The following is an 18,102-nucleotide window of genomic DNA, read 5'->3' as shown; positions in this document are numbered from 1 at the left end:
GCGGTTCTGGGGCGAATATGGCTGATTTGAAATGTTCCATGTTGCCTAAAACCGGATCTATGCGGCCGCAGGGGTCAGGGTATGTTTAACCAACTGTTACAGGGTTCGGGACGTTGAGAATTCATTCACGTTACAAAAGGACCGCCCATGTCTCAGACGTCTCCGACCTTGTCGCTGCCTTACATCCAGCCGGCACAGGCGCAAAAGCATGTGACCCATAATGAGGCGCTGCGGATTTTGGATGCTGTCACGCAATTGAGCGTGATCAGTACAACGCTCACCACACCCCCGGGCCAGACCGCCGAAGGGGATCGTTTTATTGTAGCGGATGCGGCGACTGGCGTGTGGGCCGGGCAAGAGCATAATGTCGCTGTCTGGGTCGATAACACCTGGCAGTTTTTTACGCCCAACATTGGCTGGCGGGCAGATATTGCCAGCAGTGGCGAAGAGGTGCGGTTTGATGGCACCGACTGGCAACCGGCGGGTGGCGGCGGCGCAGGTGGTGATTTGCAGAATGTTCCCCTGCTGGGCGTCAACACAACGGCGGATGCAACAAACAAGCTGGCAGTTTCAGCGGATGCAACGTTGTTGAACAATGCCGGCGGGGGGCACCAGTTGAAGCTGAACAAGGCCGCGGCCACCGATACGGCGAGCCTGTTGTTTCAAACCGGATTTGGTGGCCGCGCGGAGATGGGCACCGCCGGCAATGACAACTTTGAAATCAAAGTCAGCCCGAACGGAAGCAACTTCAAAACGGCCATTCGTACCGAAGCGGCGACCGGCGCTGTCCAGATGCCCAGTGGCCAGTCCTATTTTCAGGATGTGTTTATTCTGAACGACAGCGCATGGTCGGTGACCATTCCGTGGTCCAATCCGTCCCGTATCCTTATGTGGTTGAGCGTCAATCAGGAGGGCCGGTATTTTCTGTTTTCGATCACGGGCACGCTGACTGGCGTGAATAACTTTGGCGAAATGTTCGCCAATCCGCCGGGGACCTTGACCTATCAGACCGGTCCGCTCACCGGCACGACCGGCCCTGCGGGAGGGATTAACATTTCAATAGATGTAACCGGTCCGTCACCCAAATTGTTTGTTGAAAACCGTATGGGCACCAATCGTTTGTTTACACTGTCCACGCTGGGGAAATGATATGACTGATGTTAATGAAACCGCCACGCTTTATCGCACCGCGAATTTGCCCGGTTTGGGCGAGGTGCAAGTGCCACAGGGAATGTCGGACGCCGAAGTGCTAACGCAGGTTTTTGGCGCGGAACCGGATGCTGCGGCAACACCGGCGAAGAAAACCAAGAAAAAGCCGTAAAAGCGGCGTCAAATCGCTGCGTCCCTTGTATTGTTAGGCTGTAAAGCAGGCGATCAGGGACGGAGCGACCAGTTGGATTTCATAACACCTACAAAACTGCCCGGAGTGGTTTTGGTGAGCCCGCCGCGTTTTGGTGACGCGCGCGGGTTTTTCAGCGAAAGCTGGAACAGCAAAAAAATGTCGGAACACGGCATCGATATTGATTTCGTTCAGGACAACCATTCGGTTTCTGCTGCGGTTAACACAGTGCGCGGGCTGCATTTTCAATCCCCGCCGCATGCACAGGCCAAATTGGTACGCTGCGGGCGCGGTGCGTTGTTTGATGTTGCTGTGGATGTGCGCAAAGGGTCTGCAACATTCGGGCAGTGGGTCGGCTATGAGCTGACAGCGGAAAACGGGCTGCAATTATTGATCCCTGCCGGTTTTCTTCACGGTTTTGCAACACGTGCGCCTGATACAGAAATCATCTATAAATGTAGCGATTATTATGCCCCTGAATGTGACGGCGCGGTTCGGTTCGATGATCCCGATATCGGCATCGACTGGGGGTTAAGCGGCGATGCGGTATTGTCTGACAAGGACGAGAAAGCCCCGTTTATGTGTGATTTCGACAGTCTATTTACGTTCGAGGGCCCGGCATGAAAATCCTAGTGACAGGCGGCGCAGGTTTTATCGGGTCCGCCGTTGTTCGGCTTGCCGTCAGCCGCGGGCATGAGATCGTTAATCTTGATGCGCTGACCTATGCGGGATGTCTGGAAAATGTGGCAAGCGTGGCGGATAGCCCGCTTTATGCGTTTGAACAGGTGGATATTCGGGACCGAGCCGCACTGGACGCTGTCTTTGCGCGCCACAGCCCCGATGCGGTGATGCATCTTGCCGCCGAAAGCCATGTGGACCGGTCGATCGACGGGCCCGGTGATTTTGTCGAAACCAACATCACCGGCACTTACAACATGCTGGAAGCGGCGCGCAGCTATTGGGTTGGTGCGGGCAAGCCGGAAACGTTCCGCTTTCATCATATCTCGACCGACGAGGTGTTTGGATCGTTGGGGAATGATGGATTGTTCACCGAAGAGACACCTTATGATCCACGCTCGCCCTATTCCGCGTCCAAGGCCGCCAGCGACCATTTGGTGCGGGCATGGCACGAGACATATGGTTTGCCGGTGGTTCTGACGAATTGTTCAAACAACTACGGTCCGTTCCATTTCCCTGAAAAACTGGTGCCGGTGGTGATCCTGAACGCTTTGGCGGGCAAGGATATTCCCGTTTACGGCGAAGGTTTAAACGTGCGCGACTGGCTGTTTGTCGAAGATCACGCAGACGCTTTGTTGCTGGTGTTGGAAAAAGGCGCGCTGGGCCGCAGTTACAATATCGGCGGCGAAAACGAGGCGCGCAACATTGATCTGGTGCGCAGCATTTGCGCCATTCTGGATCGGACGCGTCCCAAAGACAGCGGTTATGCGGATCAGATTACCTATGTTCAGGACCGCGCGGGACATGATCTGCGTTATGCGATTGATCCTTCGCGCATCCGTGACGAGTTGGGCTGGCGGCCTTCGGTCACGTTAGAGCAGGGGTTGGAGCGCACAGTTCAATGGTATCTGGACAACGAAGACTGGTGGCGGGCCTTGCAGGCGCGTGACGGCGTGGGCCAACGTCTGGGGGTCAAGGCATGAGCATTCTGGTGATCGGAAAGACCGGTCAAGTGGCGCAGGAATTGGCGAAATTGCCCGACGTCATTTGCATCGGGCGGGATGAGGCGGATTTGACTGCGCCCGAACAGGTTTCGCATGCGATCCACGCCTATACGCCAAGCGCGGTGATCAACGCGGCGGCCTATACCGCGGTCGACAGGGCCGAGGATGAAGAGGCGCTGGCGACATTGATCAACGGCGATGCGCCCGGTGTGATGGCCCGCGATTGCGCGGTTCTGGGGATCCCGTTTGTGCATATCTCGACGGATTATGTATTTGACGGGGGTGGCACACAGCCGTGGCGACCGGATGATGCGACCGGACCGTTAGGTGCTTACGGGCGATCAAAGCTGACAGGTGAGAACAAGGTGCGCGCTGCTGGTGGGGCCTATGCGATTTTGCGGACTTCTTGGGTTGTCTCGGCGCATGGGAATAACTTTGTCAAAACCATGCTGCGCCTTGGGTCAGAGCGGGATGCGTTGAATGTCGTAGCGGATCAGATCGGCGGACCCACGGCAGCGAAAGACATTGCGTTGGCCTGTCACAGCATGGCGCGGCAGTTGATCGAAAGCCCCGACAAGGCAGGCACCTATCACTTCGCGGGCGCGCCGGCATGCAATTGGGCCGAGTTTGCCCGTGCGATATTCGATCAGGCGGGGCTCGCCTGCGCGGTGACCGACATTCCGACCTCTGCTTATCCCACGCCAGCCGAACGTCCGTTGAATTCACGGATGGATTGCACGTTGAGCGAAACAGTTTTCGGCATCACGCCTCCTGACTGGCGGACCGGCCTGACTGAAATATTGAACGACCTCGGAGCAGTAAAATGACCAATCGCAAAGGCATCATTCTGGCGGGCGGGTCCGGCACGCGGCTGTACCCGATCACCATGGGGATCAGTAAACAATTGCTGCCGATCTACGACAAACCGATGATCTATTATCCGATTTCGGTGCTGATGCTTGCCGGTATCCGCGAGATCGCGATGATCACCACCCCTCAAGATCAGGCGCAGTTCCAACGCTCCCTTGGCGATGGGAGCCAATGGGGCATTTCCCTGACCTATATCGTGCAGCCGTCACCGGACGGTTTGGCGCAGGCCTATATTCTGGCGGAGGATTTTCTGGATGGTGCGCCCTCTGCTATGGTGCTGGGGGATAACATCTTTTTCGGCCACGGCTTGCCCGAGATACTGGCCGATGCGGATAAGCAGACCAACGGCGGTACGGTGTTCGGCTATCACGTGGCTGATCCCGAACGCTATGGTGTTGTCGGTTTTGACAAGGCCGGTGTGGCGCAGACCATTGTTGAGAAACCCGAAAAACCGGCGTCAAATTACGCCGTTACGGGGCTATATTTTCTGGATGCGGACGCGTCGAAACTGGCGCGGGAGGTTGTGCCCTCTGCTCGTGGGGAGCTTGAGATTACGACCCTGCTGGAGATGTATCTGGCGCAGGGGTCGCTGCGGGTGAACCGGATGGGACGTGGGTATGCCTGGCTGGACACCGGCACCCATGCGAGCCTGCTGGATGCGGGAAATTTTGTGCGCACGCTGACACAACGACAGGGGCTGCAAACCGGCTGCCTTGAGGAAATCGCCCATGATCAAGGTTGGATCAGCGATGATGAGTTGCTTAAGCGCGCCGAGATGTTCGAGAAAAACGATTACGGTCGCTACCTCAAGGATCTATTGAAATAGCAGCCTACCCTTTGGCCCCCTGGCCACGGGAATAGACGTCTTCATAGCGCACGATGTCATCTTCACCCAGATAGCTGCCGGTCTGCACTTCGATCAGTTCCATCGGGGTGTCGCCTGGGTTTTCCATGCGGTGAATGGCATGCAACGGGATGTAAACGGATTCATTCTGGTTGACCATTTTGACGTCCAGATTATCGCGGTCCGGCCCGACAGTGACTTTGGCCGTGCCCACCACAACGATCCAGTGTTCAGAACGATGTTCATGGCTTTGCAGGCTAAGTGCGGCACCGGGGTTCACCACGATGCGTTTCACTTGAAAGCTGTCCGACAGGATCAGCGTTTCGAAAAACCCCCATGGCCGGTGATCTTTGGGAAAGTTATCGGCCTGCGGCACGGCGGCGGCGCGCATTTGTTTGACCACATCGCCCAACGTTGAGGTACGGCTGCGATCAGCGACCAAGACGGCGTCGGGCATGGCCACGGCCACAATGTTTTCCAGCCCCAGACCAACCAGTTGCACCGCGCCGGACTCCGAACGCAGCAAGGTATCCTTGCATTCCACCGCATGGGCGGCACCCTGAAGGGCAACGCCGTTCGCATCCTTTTCGGCATGCATATGCACCGCGTTCCAGCCCCCCATGTCAGACCAGTCCCCGTCATGTGCGATGACACTGAGGTTGCTCACCTTTTCCATGATCGCAAAGTCGACAGAGATATCTTCGCATTTCGCCCAAGCGTTGGGGTCAAGGCGCAGAAACCCCAGATCGGGTTCGGCGGCATCGACGGCGGCACGTACATGGGCCAACATTTCGGGCGCATGCGCCGCAAAGGCGTCGATCATTGTTTGCGCGGCATACATGAAGATACCCGCGTTCCACAGGTATCCGCCCGCATCCAGCATTCGCTGTGCTTCTGCCAGAACGGGTTTCTCAACAAACCGCTTCAATGGCATCGCGCCATGCACGGTGTCTGTTCCCAGTTCAAGATAACCATAGCCGGTTTCAGGCTTGTCGGGCGTGATGCCAAAGGTCACGATTTGACCCGCTTTGGCGGCGGCAACACCGCGGCACACGTTGTCGCGGAAAACATCGGCCTGCGTGATATAGTGATCCGACGGTGCGGCCAGCATCAGTTGTGCGGGATCTTTCTGCGCGGCAACCAAAGCAGCCGCCAAAAGTGCCGGCGCGGTGTTGCGCGCTTCGGGTTCGATCAGGACAGAGTTCGGTGTGATGCCCGCGTCATGCAGTTGCTGCGTTGCGATGAACCTGAAATCAGAGTTGGTGACAATGATCGGTTCTGCAAACCCATTGCCGGACAGGCGTTTGCCGGACTGCTGAAACAGGCTGCCTTTACCGATCAGATCAATGAACTGTTTTGGAAAACTTTTGCGAGAGACGGGCCAAAGACGCGTTCCTGATCCGCCACAGAGGATCACCGGAGTGATGTCATTGGTTGTCATTTGTCGTCCTTTTCGTTGCCGCAGCCGTTAACGCCTTCTGTTAAAGTGGCGTGCCCCTGAGTTGCAAGAGACAATAGACCAGTCCACCCAGAGTATGAGTGGGATTTCGCCAAGTCACGAATTTTGTTGGAGTTTGGCAGGTAAATACCCTGCATGGTGGTATTCCATGGGAAAAACTTTGAGAGAATTCGATAACGCTCGATCGCCCGATCCCCACCGAGGTCGGGGCGATTGATTTGCGACTGTGTCTTGACCTTCCAGTTGCTGGAACCCCTATGTGAGAGAAAGGAATGATAATAGGGGCGACGGTTTTGGGAAATACAGTGGTTTTGCCGATACGCAACATGACCTGCGGCGGCTGCGCGGCACGGGTCAGCCGCGCGATCGAAGGTATCAGCGGAGTGCAGGGTGTTTCGGTAAACCTTGCCGATGAAACGGCGCAGTTTTCAGCGTCGGATGAGGAAACCGTGCGGGACGCGTTGTCGGCATTGAACGCCGCCGGGTATCCAGCGGAGTTCCAGGAGATCCGCTTGATGGTCGATGGCATGTCTTGCGCGTCCTGTGTCGGAAGGTTGCACAATGCGCTGGGCGCGGTGACCGGTGTGGTGGACGCACAGGTCAACTTGGCGGATGATTCCGCGACCGTGCGGTTTGTGCCGACCCTGATCACAGCGCGAGAACTGGCTGATGTTTCGGCCGCTGCGGGGTATCCCGCGACGCCGGCGAAAGACGGGGTTGAAGATCGCAGCGCACGCAAGGACGCAGAGGCAGATCACCAGCGCCGGATGACGTGGATCGCTGTCGCCTTGTCGGCTCCGGTTTTTGTGTTGGAAATGGGCGGCCATCTGTTTCCGGCCCTGCATCACCTCATCGGGCGTAGCATCGGTTTTGAAAACAGCTGGATGATCCAGTTTGTGCTGACCACCGCAGTTCTTTTCGGGCCCGGACGGCAGTTTTTCACCAATGGATTGCCTGCGCTTTGGCGGCTTGCGCCAAATATGAACAGCCTTGTTGCTTTGGGTGCCGGGGCGGCGTGGGTGTTTTCGACCGTTGCATTGTTTGCCCCCGCCGTTTTGCCGCAAGGAACACGTGCGGTTTATTTCGAAGCGGCCGCTGTGATCGTAACGCTGATCCTTTTAGGGCGTTGGTTCGAAGCGCGCGCAAAAGGGCGCACAGGCGCTGCGATCCAAAACCTGATTGGCCTGCAGCCGCGTAGCGCGCGGGTCGCCCGTGGAACGGAGTGGATCGAAGTGCCCGTTGCTGACCTTTCGGTGGGGGACCGGTTTCTGCTTAAACCCGGCGAGCGCGTACCGACGGATGCCATTGTGATCGACGGTACAGGCGCGATTGACGAAAGCATGTTAACGGGCGAGCCGATGCAGGTGGCGAAATCATCGGGTGACGCGCTGACCGGCGGGACGGTGAACGGCAACGGCAGTCTGACCTGCGAGGTCACGCATGTTGGTCATGATACGACTTTGGCGCAAATCATCAGGATGGTGCAACAAGCCCAAGGCGCGCGTTTGCCCATTCAGGCGCTGGTGGACCGTGTGACGCTTTGGTTCGTGCCGGCGGTCATGGGTATTGCGCTGTTAACCGTCGGTGTCTGGCTGGTTTTCGGGCCTGATCCGGCGCTGTCTTACGCATTGGTTGCAGGTGTTTCTGTCCTGATCATCGCCTGCCCCTGCGCAATGGGTTTGGCAACGCCCACCTCGATCATGGTGGGCAGCGGGCGCGCGGCCGGGCTGGGGGTGTTGTTTCGCCAAGGGGACGCGCTGCAATCGTTGGCTGACGTAAAACTTGTGGCATTTGACAAGACCGGCACCCTGACGGAAGGAAAACCTATGCTGACAGAATTCGTCAGCAGTGACTCCGGTCGGGAAGACGAAATGCTGGCATGGGTTGCGGCCGTTGAAACACGCTCGGAACATCCGCTTGCCCAAGCGGTTCTTCAGGCAGCAAACGACAGGGGGCTGACATTTCCAGAAGTTTCAGAGGTCGAAGTCACTTCGGGGCAGGGCATCAGCGGATCTATCGAGGGACAGCGCATCACCGTGGGAAACAGTCGGATGATGAAGGAAATAGGGGCATCGACAGACAGTTTGGATGCCCGCGCGTCAGAGTTGAAAGCCCAAGGGCATACCGTATTCTTCGCCGCAATTGACGGTGCGATTTCAGCGTTGATCGCTGTGTCCGATCCGGTGCGGTCCACCAGCAAAGCTGCAATCGCAGCATTAAAAATGCGCGGAGTACAAGTGGCGATGATTTCGGGTGATGGCGCGGGGACAGCCCAAGCCGTTGCGCAAAACCTCGGTATCGAAACGGTGGTTGCTGATGTCCTGCCTGAGGGCAAGATTGACGCGCTGAAAGCGTTGCGCGCAACATATGGTAAAACCGCTTTTGTCGGCGATGGTATTAATGACGCGCCTGTACTGGCCGATGCCGATGTAGGGATCGCAATCGGCACCGGCACCGATGTCGCGATTGAAACAGCTGACGTAGTATTGATGTCGGGTGACGTGCAGGGCGTGGTGCATGCGATTGATTTGTCTCGCAAAACATTGCGCAACATCAAACAGAACCTGCTTTGGGCGTTCGGATATAACGCGGCGTTGATCCCTGTGGCAGCCGGTGTTTTCTATCCCGCATTCGGCGTTCTTTTGTCGCCGGGCCTTGCGGCGGGCGCCATGGCGTTTTCATCGATTTTTGTGCTGGGTAACGCCCTGCGGTTGCGGCGTGTGGGGATTTCGACATGAACATCAAATCCGTAAGTATTGCCACCGGATTACCGACCAAGACGATCCGCTATTACGAAGAAGTCGGCCTTGTCCGCCCCTCGCGACAGGCCAACGGGTATCGGGTTTTCTCAGAGAATGACGTGCACAAACTGGCGTTTTTGGCGCGATCGCGCTCATTGGGGTTTCCTGTTGAAAGCTGCCGCAGCCTGTTGGCGCTTTACGACGATCAGGCCCGCGCCAGCGCTGATGTCAAAGCTATCGCAGAGCAGCATTTAGCGGAGATCGATCAAAAACTGGCGGAATTGGGCGCGATGCGCGAGACGCTGAACACTTTGGTGCGATCTTGTGCGGGCGACAATCGCCCTGATTGTCCGATCCTCAACGATCTTGCGCAGGAGGTAGAGGGATAAACAAGCGCGGTTAGGGACTATAATCGGTCAGGTCTTGCTGGCATGTTGCCCATGATCAATCCAGACCTCGAAAAGGAAACCGCAGATGTATGTATTTGACGCGCCCGAACAGGCCAGCCTTGCCGTTCAGGGCAGCACAGACCGCTTTCCAATCCGCCGTATCTTTTGTGTGGGCCGCAATTATGAGGCCCACGCCCGCGAAATGGGCAAAGATCCGACCCGCGAGGCCCCGTTCTTTTTCACCAAACCTGCGGATGCAGCGCTGGATACGCCCTGTACGATCCCCTACCCCAAGTTAACCGAAGATCTGCATCACGAGATCGAACTGGTCATCGCAATCCACAAAGGCGGCTCTAACATTGCGGAATCCGACGTAATGGACCACGTCTGGGGGGCCGCTGTTGGTTTGGACATGACCCGCCGTGACTTGCAAGGAGAGGCAAAGAAGATGGGCCGCCCGTGGGACTGGGGCAAGGCCTTTGACCACTCCGCCCCGATTGGTGCGATCAAACCCATCGCAGAGGTGCCCAGCGTTGAAAACGGGCGAATCTGGTTGGCGGTGAACGGGGTCACCCGTCAGGATGCCGATATTGCGGACCTGATTTGGTCGGTGCGGGAACACATCTCAATCCTGTCGCATTCCATGGAATTAGCGCCGGGCGACATCGTTATGACGGGGACGCCTGCCGGGGTCGGGGCCGTTGTCACAGGGGATGTGATCACTGGCGGTGTTGACGGGATCGGCACGTTGGAAGTCACCATTGGACCACGCGTATGAATGATCTGGCGCTGCATAACTACTTTCGCTCTTCGACATCAGTGCGTGTGCGTGCGGCGCTGAACCTCAAGGGCCTTGGGTATGATTATGTTCCGCTGTCGCTTTTGAATGGCGAACAATCGGGCGCGGAACATCTGGCGTTGAATCCGTCGGGGTTGGTACCAACGCTGGCGACACCGCAAGGGGCCCTGCCACAGTCAATGGCGATCCTTGAGTGGCTGGAAGAGGTGTATCCGGACCCGCCTTTGCTGCCCCGTGATCCATGGGAACGTGCACGGGTGCGTAGTCTGGCGCAGATCATCGCCGCAGACATCCATCCGGTGAACAATCTGCGTGTCCTCAAACATCTGGAAACCGAATTCGGCGTCGATGCTGCGGGCAAAGCGGCGTGGTTTCGCAAATGGGCGCATGCAGGAATGACCGCGCTAGAAACACGGCTGGCATCCGATGCGGAAACCGGTGCGTTCTGCCATGGCGACATCGTTGGATTGGCGGATCTATGCCTTTACGCGCAGGTGCTGAACAACGCCCGCTTTGACGTGGATATGACCGCTTATCCCACAATTCGGGCCATTCACGCCAATTGCATGGCTGTGCCCGCCCTTGAACAGGCAGCACCTGCCAACCAGCCTGACGCAATCTAGATCGGGTGCGCGGCCAGAAATTTTGTCAGATGTGCGGCCACGTCTTGCGGGGCATCCCAATGGATTGAATGTCCGGCAGAATCTATCGTGGCCTCTGTCAGGTTGGGAATGCCTGCAAAACTGGGCTGCGCCGCGGCCGGCGGCACCATCAGGTCTTGCCCCGCATAAAGCACCAAGGTGGGGCAGGTGATCTGTTCCGGCTTGGCCTTCGGGCGAAAGCTGGCGAAAGCAGCCATTTGATGTGCCATGGCCTGTGCTGTTTGGGCGTGAGGATAGGCAAGGCTTGTTGCGAGTGCGGTTTCGATGTTTGCCGGATCTTCGAAAAACGCATGGCCAAACAACCACGGATATAGGGCGCGCAGCCATGTTTCCTCGCCTTCCGGCGCACGGCGCACGGCAAGCAACGCGTCAAAAACTGCCGCAGTACGGGGTACGCGGATACGACCCGACGCAAGCACCGCGCAACTGGCCACCTGATCCGGTGCCATATGGGCGATTTCGAGCGATAGCAGACCGCCTAGCGAATGCCCCCCGACATGAAAGCGGTCAAAGCCAAGGTGGTTCATCAAAGCCAGTGCATCTTTAGCCATCAGGTTGCAATCCGCGGGCGCGTCCCATGGGGTGGTGCGACCGGTGGTGCGGTTGTCCGGGCGAATGACGGTGAAGTGATCCTTGATCAGCGGCACAAATGCCCCCCATGCGGCACTGTCACTCAGCATGCCGGCGAGCAACAAGAGCGGTGGGCCGTTGCCGTCGATTTCGTAATGTAGAGTCACATCGTCAAGAGGCAGATCAGGCATTCAGGGTTCTCCAGCAGGGCAGCAAATCATCGGGTTTTGGCGTCGCTTCATAGATGGCGCGGGCAATGGCACGGGCCAGACATAGCGACGCGGCGTGGCCGATCAGGGACACATCGCCCGCCGGCTTGCCGTTTGTGGTCATTGCAAAGACCAGATCCCCATCCATCGGGGTATGCGCAGGGACGGTCGCCCGCCCGATCCCGTCATGGGCGGCAACGGCGACACGTTGGCATTCGGCCTTCGTTAGGGTCGCATCTGTCGCAATGATCGCGATTGTCGTATTGGCGCGCTGGGTCATGGCGACGGTCTTGCGGCTTTCCAGCGACATGCCGAGACCTGAAGCAGGATCAGGGCCAATGCCGCCGAATTCCGCGTTCAGTTCAAACGGAGCGGCGTAAAAATGTTTGTCACCGGGGGTGGTCACAGCCCCTACAGGGTTTGCGGCGACCAATGCGCCCACGGTACTGCCATCGGGCAGAACCAGCGAAGCAGAGCCAAGGCCGCCTTTCAGCATTGCCGACATCGCGCCGGTACCTGCCCCCTGTGTCCCAAGCGCAAAAGTTTCACCCGCGTCATCAAAGGCCTGTCGGCCCAAGGCGCGGTAAGGGTTTTCATCCCAGCCCTTGTCACCGCCATTCAGCAGATCAAACAGGATCGCGCCGGGAACCAAGGGGATGGTGGCGGTGCCAACCTGAAACCCACGGCCCGCCGCCCGCAAGCCGTCAACGACGCCTGAACATGCATCCAAACCATAAGCAGACCCGCCAGACAGGACCAAGGCATCCACCGCTGCAACGGATTTATCAGGCGCCAGCAAATCGGTTTCACGCGCACCGGGTGCGCCGCCCATCACATGCACAGAGGCGGTAAAGGGCATGTCGGCCAGAACCACCGTTGCGCCGGATTTCAACGTGTCATCCTGCGCATTGCCGACAAGCAAACCAGGCACGTCGGTGATCAGATTTTTCGGACCTGCGATCATAGCCGTGGCTTTGCCGCTGCGGTGGCGGGATCCCCTGTGTTCGGCTCGCCTTTTGGTTCAATCAAAAGAACTTCGCATTCTTTTTCGGCTCTGGAGCGATGGGTTACACCTTTGGGCACAACGAATATTTCGCCGGACCGCACAGGATGGGAGGCGCCCTCAAGATCCATCACCATCTCGCCTTTCAGAACCAAAAAGAAATCATCGGTGTCTTCATGCAGATGAAACGGAAATTCCCCCTGAAACTTCACCACCATGATGTCGTTGCCATTATAATCGGCCACCACATGCGGATCCCAATGGGTGCTGATTTGGGCTAGTTTGTCGGCAAGATTGACGGGCATTGTCATGCGCATTCTCCGATGTCGGGCAGCACAGGCGCGGCTGCGATAAGGGTTCGGGTATAGCTGTGTTGCGGGTTTTCAAACACATCTTCGGTCGGGCCTTGCTCAACAATTTTGCCAGATTGCATCACCAGCACACGGTCGGTGACGGTGCGTACCACCGAAAGATCATGAGAGATAAACAGATAGGTCAAATTGTAAGACCCGCAAAGGTCGGCCAGTAGATCAAGGATCTGGGCGCGCACAGAAACGTCCAGTGCGCTGACCGCTTCATCAAACAGGATCAATTCTGGCTTGATGATCAGGGCGCGGGCGATCGCGATACGTTGACGTTGACCACCGGAAAACTCGTGGATGTATTTGGTGGCGTCGTTTGGGGAAAGACCCACAGCGGTCAGCGCCTCGTCAATCGCGCGCGTTCGGTTATTGCCGGTTGGCGGGTCGGGCAAAAGGTGGAAGGGTTCGGTAATCAACCGGTCGACCCTGTGGCGCGGATTGAAGCTGCCGAAGGGGTCTTGAAACACCACTTGCATCTTGCGACGGACATCAAAATTGGGCGCCGTGCCGGAAAACACAGGATCGCCATCCAGTGTAATTGCGCCGCCTTGAACCTTTTCCAGACCCAATAATGCCCGTGTTAGAGTCGATTTCCCGCAACCGCTTTCGCCAACCAGCCCAAGTCGTTCGCCCCGTTGCAGATCGAAAGAAACATCATCAATGGCGCGAAAAGATGCGGGCGGTCCGAACAGGGTTTTTCGCGGCAACCGGTAGTCGCGCACGACGTTTTTGACCTCAAGCAAGGGGCGCGGCGCAGGGGCGGCGGGCAAATCAACCTGATGGTTCGACGCAGCAAACAGCATCTTGGTATAGGGGTGTTGCATGTCGCGCAGCAGGCTTTGCGTCGCCCCCTGTTCGACAATCTGGCCGTTGCGCATGACGATGATCCGGTCGGCCATATCAGCGACGACGGCCAGATCATGGGTGATCATCAAAAGACCCATGCCATCCTCGCGGGCGAGTGATTTCAGCAGATCAAGGATTTGCGCCTGTGTGGTGACATCCAGCGCTGTTGTTGGCTCATCGGCAATCAGCAAGCGGGGCCGCAACGCGATGGCCATGGCGATGACAACACGTTGGCGTTGCCCGCCTGACAATTCATGCGGATAGCGCGACAGGGGAAAGCGATCTTGCGACAGGCCGACGCGCGTCAGGGTTGCGGCGGCTTGCGCTTCGGCGTCTGCACGTGAGATGTTTGCGTCATGGATGCGGATCGTTTCGGCCACCTGTGCACCGATGGTTTGGACAGGGTTCAATGCCGTCATCGGTTCCTGAAACACCATGCCCATGTCACTGCCGCGCATCTTGCACAGGTCCGGTTCACTTAGCTGCGTCAGCTCTTGATCGCCAAGCAGGATGTGACCTTTGGTCCGTGTCCCTTTTGGCAACAACCCCATGACGGCAAGGGCCGTCATGGATTTACCTGACCCGCTCTCGCCGGTAACGGCAACGATTTCGCCGGCGTCAATCGAAAGGGTCACATCGCGCAGGATATCAAAATTATAGATCGACAGACTAAGGTTGGTGATCTGCAAAAGGGTCATGTCCGCGCCACCCGCAAACGTGGATCAAGATAGTCGCGCAATCCGTCGCCCATCAGGTTTAATCCCAGCACGGTCAGTATGATCGCGAAACCCGGGACCAGCGCCATATGGGGCGCGATGCTGACCAGTGTTTGCGCATCCGCGAGCATCCGCCCCCATGATGGCGTCGGCGGTTGCGCCCCTAGCCCAACATAGCTGAGCCCCGCCTCGGCAAGGATACCAAGGCTGAACTGGATGGTGCCCTGAACAATCAGCAGATTGGTTACATTGGGCAGGATATGTTCGATGGAAATGCGCCGCGCGTTTTTGCCCGCAACGCGGGCGGCCATGATGAATTCGCGCTGCCAGAGGGAAAGTGCAGCACCTCGGGTAATGCGGGCGAAAACGGGAATGTTAAAGATGCCGATGGCGATGATGGCGTTGATCGCACCGGCCCCGAAAATCGCTGTGATCAGAATGGCGATGACCAAACTTGGAAAGGCAAACACCAGATCATTGCCGCGCATGATCAATTCATCCACCATTGTGCCTTGCCGCGCTGCCGCCCAAAGGCCCAGTGGCACGCCCAGACCCATGCCGATGCCCACCGCCACCAGCGCCACTGCGATAGAGGTGCGCGCGCCAACCATAATCATGCTTAGCAAATCGCGACCGAAATGATCGGTCCCCAACAAGTGGGTGGAGGACGGCGTTTGTAGTTTGTCAGGGATATTCAGGGCCGTGTGATCAAACGGGGTCCAGACAAAGCTGATGAGTGCCGCAAACAGGAAGACTGCGGTCAAAAGGCTGCCAAGGATTAGGTTCCGGTTCATGATCGCGCCCTCAATCGCGGATCGACAAGGGCATAGGCCAGATCAACCAGAAAGTTCACAAGGATCACGGAGAAAACCAAGAGCATTACAACGGATTCCACAACAATCAGATCGCGTGCTGAAATGGATTGAAACACCAGTCGCCCCAGACCGGGCAGGTAAAACACTTGTTCGATGATGATAGAGCCCGCCAGCAGAAACGAGAATTGCAGCCCGATGATCGTTAGCACCGGTATCAGCGCATTGCGCAAACCATGCCGCCAAAGCGCCTGTCGCGCCGTGAGCCCTTTGGCCCGCGCGGTACGCATGAAATCTTCGCCCATCACGTCAAGCAGAGAGGATCGCATCACCCGCGCAAGGATCGCAGCCTGCGGCAGGGCAAGGGCAATGGCCGGCAGGGTCAAACCGTGAAGTCCGGTGAAAAACCCCTTGTCCCAACCGACAAACCCGCCAGCAGAAAACCAACGCAGGTTGATGGCAAAGAGCAGCACCAGCATCATGGCGAACCAGAAATTGGGTACAGCCACGCCCAGTTGCGTGGCCCCCATCACCCCGATGTCCCCGGCCTGTCCCCGACGGCTGGCGGCGTAAATTCCGGCAGGAAAGGCGACCAGCGTGCTGAGTACCAGCGCGTAAAGCGACAAGGGCAAAGAAACCCACAGCCGGTCGCCGATCATCTGTGAAACAGGGGTGCGGTAAGTGTAGGAAGTGCCGAAATCGCCGGTCAGCATGCCGGTAACCCAAGTGACGTAACGCTCGACCTTGGAAACATCGAGGCCGAGTTCCGACCGCAGAGCAGCAAGCGTTTCGGGCTGCGCATTCATTCCCAACATAAACGACGCAGGGTCGCCCGGTGCCACTTCGATCACCACGAAAATCACCACCGAAGCGACGGCGAGACTGATGATCAACGAGACCAGACGTTTGAGGGCATAACGTAACATTTCGCGAGGGTATGCGCGGTCAGGGGTGGCGTCCAGTGGTGTTAACTTCTGACCTTACTTCCTTTGCAATACCTGCCTGAAAATGGAGCAGTCAGAATGTGATGCAGTGACATGAGATATTTTACCTCATGTTTTACGACTTTAGTTTCAATGGGTTACAAGAGTTATTCGTTAACGAAACGCTGGTTTCTTCCCAAAGCAGCGGAACTGTTTGCGACATTGGCTGGTTGATCTCACAACAGAACATGAGGAGAAAACAATGACCCGTACGTTTAAAACAATCGCCGCCGCCGCCCTGCTGAGCTCCATGTCTATGCCCGCTTTTGCTGCGGCGCACCTCGACATGACGACCATGACATGTGCCGAGTTCAACGCGCTTGAGTCCGGTGACCAGATGAAGGTCGCTGAAATGGCAATCGCCGAGATCGATGATGGTGCCAATGGCGTACCCACCGACGGCGAACCAAAAGCGACAGAAGACTCTGTTGGTACAACGACTGCCGCTGAAGCGACCGAAGGGAACACAACTGCCGGTGCCAAGGCTGATGGTAACGAGGACAACACTACTGAAGAGTCCCAGATGACCGAAGCGATGGAAGCGCTTGTTGCACAGTGCGACCGCAATCTGGACACATTGGTCAGCGAAGCCGCAGCCGGTCTTGACGGCACGCGCTAAGCGATAAGAAATTACGGATCAAAGGGCACCTTCGGGTGCCCTTTTTTTCGGCGTCGTCTAATATCAGACAATGCAGATACCGAAGTTCATAGGTCACGAGATTTTCCGCCATTCAACCTATGGCCGTTGGCACCCGTTGCGGGTTCCGCGTGTTTCGACAGTAATGGACCTAAGCCGTGCGCTGGGCTGGTTGCCGCCCACCCAGTTCATAACCTCGCCGCGCGCGAAACCGGCCGCATTGCAGCATTGGCACAGCCCGCGTTATATCGCGGCACTGCAACGGATTGAGGCAAGTCAGTCTGTCACGCCCCAAGACCGTGATTTGCACGACATCGGCAGTGTTACCAACCCCGTTTTCCCTGAAATATTCCGCCGCCCTGCAACGGCGGCTGGCGGGTCGATCCTTGCGGGTGAGCTGTTACAGGAGGGCGGTGTGATTTACAATCCGGCCGGCGGCACACACCATGGTATGCCGGATCGCGCAAACGGATTTTGCTATCTGAATGATCCGGTGCTGGCGATGCTCAGCCTGCGTCATCATGGGGTGCGGCGCATTGCCTATGTGGATATTGATGCCCATCACCCTGACGGGGTCGAGGTCGGGTTTGGCGGCGATCCTGATTGTCTGATGATCTCTGTCCATGAGGCGCGGTTGTGGCCGCGCACCGGCAAGATCGAGAATGACGCAGGCGGCAATGCGTATAATCTGCCCGTGCCGCGCGGTTTGAACGACAGTGAAATGGCCTGTATCAGGGACGAATTGATCCTGCCCAAGGTCGCGGCGTTTCGCCCTGATGCGATTGTCCTGCTGTGCGGGGCGGACGGGCTGGAGGAAGACCCCCTGTCGCATATGGCGCTTAGCAATAATGCGCAGTTGGATGTCCTGCGCGGGCTGATGGGCATGGCCCCGCGCCTGCTGGTCCTTGGCGGCGGCGGGTATAATCCGTGGTCGGTTGGACGGTTATGGGCGCAGGTTTGGGGTGTGCTGAACGGACGGGAGGCGCCGGAGGTCTTGCCCGACGCAGCGCAAACTGTTCTGCGCGGCTTGCGGTTCGACGGCAACAGACGCGGCAAAAACCCGCCAGAGCATTGGTTCACGACGTTAAGGGACGCAGCGCGTGAGGGCGATGTGAGAGATGAGGTGAAAGACGCGGTTTGCGCGCTGCTCCGCCGTAAGATGCGCTAGCGCTTTCTTGG

19 protein-coding genes are annotated in these 18,102 nt (G+C 57.5%); 12 read left to right on the top strand and 7 right to left on the bottom strand.

What is annotated here, in order from left to right; translation table 11 throughout:
* Positions 1-147: 147 nt before the first annotated feature.
* The 6 genes from Z947_RS21415 (at position 148) to rfbA (ending at position 4,717) form a co-directional block, all read left to right on the top strand.
* Complete coding sequence (locus tag Z947_RS21415) at positions 148-1,149, top strand: DUF2793 domain-containing protein (RefSeq protein WP_025042871.1); 1,002 nt, start codon at positions 148-150, stop codon at positions 1,147-1,149.
* Between the two features lies 1 nt (position 1,150).
* Positions 1,151-1,321, top strand: a complete 171-nt coding sequence (locus Z947_RS22025; protein ID WP_156026615.1) for a hypothetical protein — start codon at positions 1,151-1,153, stop codon at positions 1,319-1,321.
* An 81-nt stretch (positions 1,322-1,402) separates the two neighbouring features.
* The gene (rfbC, locus tag Z947_RS0103200; RefSeq protein WP_338057840.1) at positions 1,403-1,963 is read left to right on the top strand and encodes a dTDP-4-dehydrorhamnose 3,5-epimerase; all 561 of its coding nucleotides are present in this window, start codon (positions 1,403-1,405) and stop codon (positions 1,961-1,963) included.
* Positions 1,960-3,000 carry a dTDP-glucose 4,6-dehydratase gene (rfbB, locus tag Z947_RS0103195; RefSeq protein WP_025042869.1) on the top strand — a complete coding sequence of 347 codons (1,041 nt, stop codon included), beginning with the start codon at positions 1,960-1,962 and terminating at the stop codon, positions 2,998-3,000. Before rfbC ends, rfbB begins: the two co-directional genes overlap by 4 nt.
* Entirely contained in the window at positions 2,997-3,848 is an 852-nt protein-coding gene (gene rfbD / locus Z947_RS0103190) for a dTDP-4-dehydrorhamnose reductase (RefSeq protein WP_025042868.1), read from the top strand. Before rfbB ends, rfbD begins: the two co-directional genes overlap by 4 nt.
* Positions 3,845-4,717 carry a glucose-1-phosphate thymidylyltransferase RfbA gene (gene rfbA, locus Z947_RS0103185; RefSeq protein WP_025042867.1) on the top strand — a complete coding sequence of 291 codons (873 nt, stop codon included), beginning with the start codon at positions 3,845-3,847 and terminating at the stop codon, positions 4,715-4,717. Before rfbD ends, rfbA begins: the two co-directional genes overlap by 4 nt.
* 4 nt (positions 4,718-4,721) lie before the next feature.
* On the opposite strand, the gene Z947_RS0103180 is transcribed toward rfbA, so the two are convergent.
* Positions 4,722-6,176, bottom strand: coding sequence for a mannose-1-phosphate guanylyltransferase/mannose-6-phosphate isomerase (locus tag Z947_RS0103180; RefSeq protein WP_037938647.1), 1,455 nt, complete (start codon positions 6,174-6,176; stop codon positions 4,722-4,724).
* Between the two features lie 311 nt (positions 6,177-6,487).
* On the opposite strand from Z947_RS0103180, the gene Z947_RS0103175 reads away from it, so the two are divergent.
* The 4 genes from Z947_RS0103175 (at position 6,488) to maiA (ending at position 10,746) form a co-directional block, all read left to right on the top strand.
* Positions 6,488-8,932 (top strand): heavy metal translocating P-type ATPase, encoded by a 2,445-nt coding sequence (locus Z947_RS0103175; RefSeq protein ID WP_037938644.1) that lies wholly within the window; start codon positions 6,488-6,490, stop codon positions 8,930-8,932.
* Positions 8,929-9,324 carry a Cu(I)-responsive transcriptional regulator gene (gene cueR, locus Z947_RS0103170; RefSeq protein WP_025042864.1) on the top strand — a complete coding sequence of 132 codons (396 nt, stop codon included), beginning with the start codon at positions 8,929-8,931 and terminating at the stop codon, positions 9,322-9,324. Before Z947_RS0103175 ends, cueR begins: the two co-directional genes overlap by 4 nt.
* 85 nt (positions 9,325-9,409) lie before the next feature.
* Positions 9,410-10,102, top strand: a complete 693-nt coding sequence (locus tag Z947_RS0103165) for a fumarylacetoacetate hydrolase family protein (RefSeq protein WP_025042863.1) — start codon at positions 9,410-9,412, stop codon at positions 10,100-10,102.
* Positions 10,099-10,746, top strand: coding sequence for a maleylacetoacetate isomerase (gene maiA / locus Z947_RS0103160; RefSeq protein WP_025042862.1), 648 nt, complete (start codon positions 10,099-10,101; stop codon positions 10,744-10,746). Before Z947_RS0103165 ends, maiA begins: the two co-directional genes overlap by 4 nt.
* On the opposite strand, the gene Z947_RS0103155 is transcribed toward maiA, so the two are convergent.
* The 6 genes from Z947_RS0103155 to Z947_RS0103130 are packed head-to-tail and all read right to left on the bottom strand — an operon-like array spanning position 10,743 to position 16,229.
* Positions 10,743-11,546, bottom strand: coding sequence for an alpha/beta fold hydrolase (locus tag Z947_RS0103155; RefSeq protein ID WP_025042861.1), 804 nt, complete (start codon positions 11,544-11,546; stop codon positions 10,743-10,745). The two genes, maiA and Z947_RS0103155, sit on opposite strands and share 4 nt — an antisense overlap.
* Positions 11,539-12,528, bottom strand: coding sequence for a P1 family peptidase (locus tag Z947_RS0103150; protein WP_025042860.1), 990 nt, complete (start codon positions 12,526-12,528; stop codon positions 11,539-11,541). The genes Z947_RS0103155 and Z947_RS0103150 overlap by 8 nt, the downstream gene beginning before the upstream one ends.
* Positions 12,525-12,878, bottom strand: coding sequence for a cupin domain-containing protein (locus Z947_RS0103145; protein ID WP_025042859.1), 354 nt, complete (start codon positions 12,876-12,878; stop codon positions 12,525-12,527). The genes Z947_RS0103150 and Z947_RS0103145 overlap by 4 nt, the downstream gene beginning before the upstream one ends.
* Complete coding sequence (locus Z947_RS0103140) at positions 12,875-14,473, bottom strand: ABC transporter ATP-binding protein (protein ID WP_025042858.1); 1,599 nt, start codon at positions 14,471-14,473, stop codon at positions 12,875-12,877. The genes Z947_RS0103145 and Z947_RS0103140 overlap by 4 nt, the downstream gene beginning before the upstream one ends.
* Positions 14,470-15,285, bottom strand: coding sequence for an ABC transporter permease (locus Z947_RS0103135; RefSeq protein WP_025042857.1), 816 nt, complete (start codon positions 15,283-15,285; stop codon positions 14,470-14,472). Before Z947_RS0103135 ends, Z947_RS0103140 begins: the two co-directional genes overlap by 4 nt.
* Positions 15,282-16,229, bottom strand: a complete 948-nt coding sequence (locus Z947_RS0103130) for an ABC transporter permease (protein WP_025042856.1) — start codon at positions 16,227-16,229, stop codon at positions 15,282-15,284. Before Z947_RS0103130 ends, Z947_RS0103135 begins: the two co-directional genes overlap by 4 nt.
* Before the next feature lie 259 nt (positions 16,230-16,488).
* Here Z947_RS0103130 and Z947_RS0103125 point away from each other — a divergent pair, with 259 nt between their 5' ends.
* Entirely contained in the window at positions 16,489-16,905 is a 417-nt protein-coding gene (locus tag Z947_RS0103125) for an HdeA/HdeB family chaperone (protein ID WP_025042855.1), read from the top strand.
* 70 nt (positions 16,906-16,975) lie between these two features.
* Positions 16,976-18,091: an acetoin utilization protein AcuC gene (locus Z947_RS0103120; protein ID WP_025042854.1), complete on the top strand. Its 1,116-nt coding sequence runs from the start codon at positions 16,976-16,978 to the stop codon at positions 18,089-18,091.
* Positions 18,092-18,102 lie beyond the last annotated feature (11 nt).

The organism is Sulfitobacter geojensis (genome assembly GCF_000622325.1).
GTDB classification, from domain to species: Bacteria; Pseudomonadota; Alphaproteobacteria; order Rhodobacterales; family Rhodobacteraceae; genus Sulfitobacter; species Sulfitobacter geojensis.
This window is presented reverse-complemented; position numbering and strand designations above follow the sequence as displayed.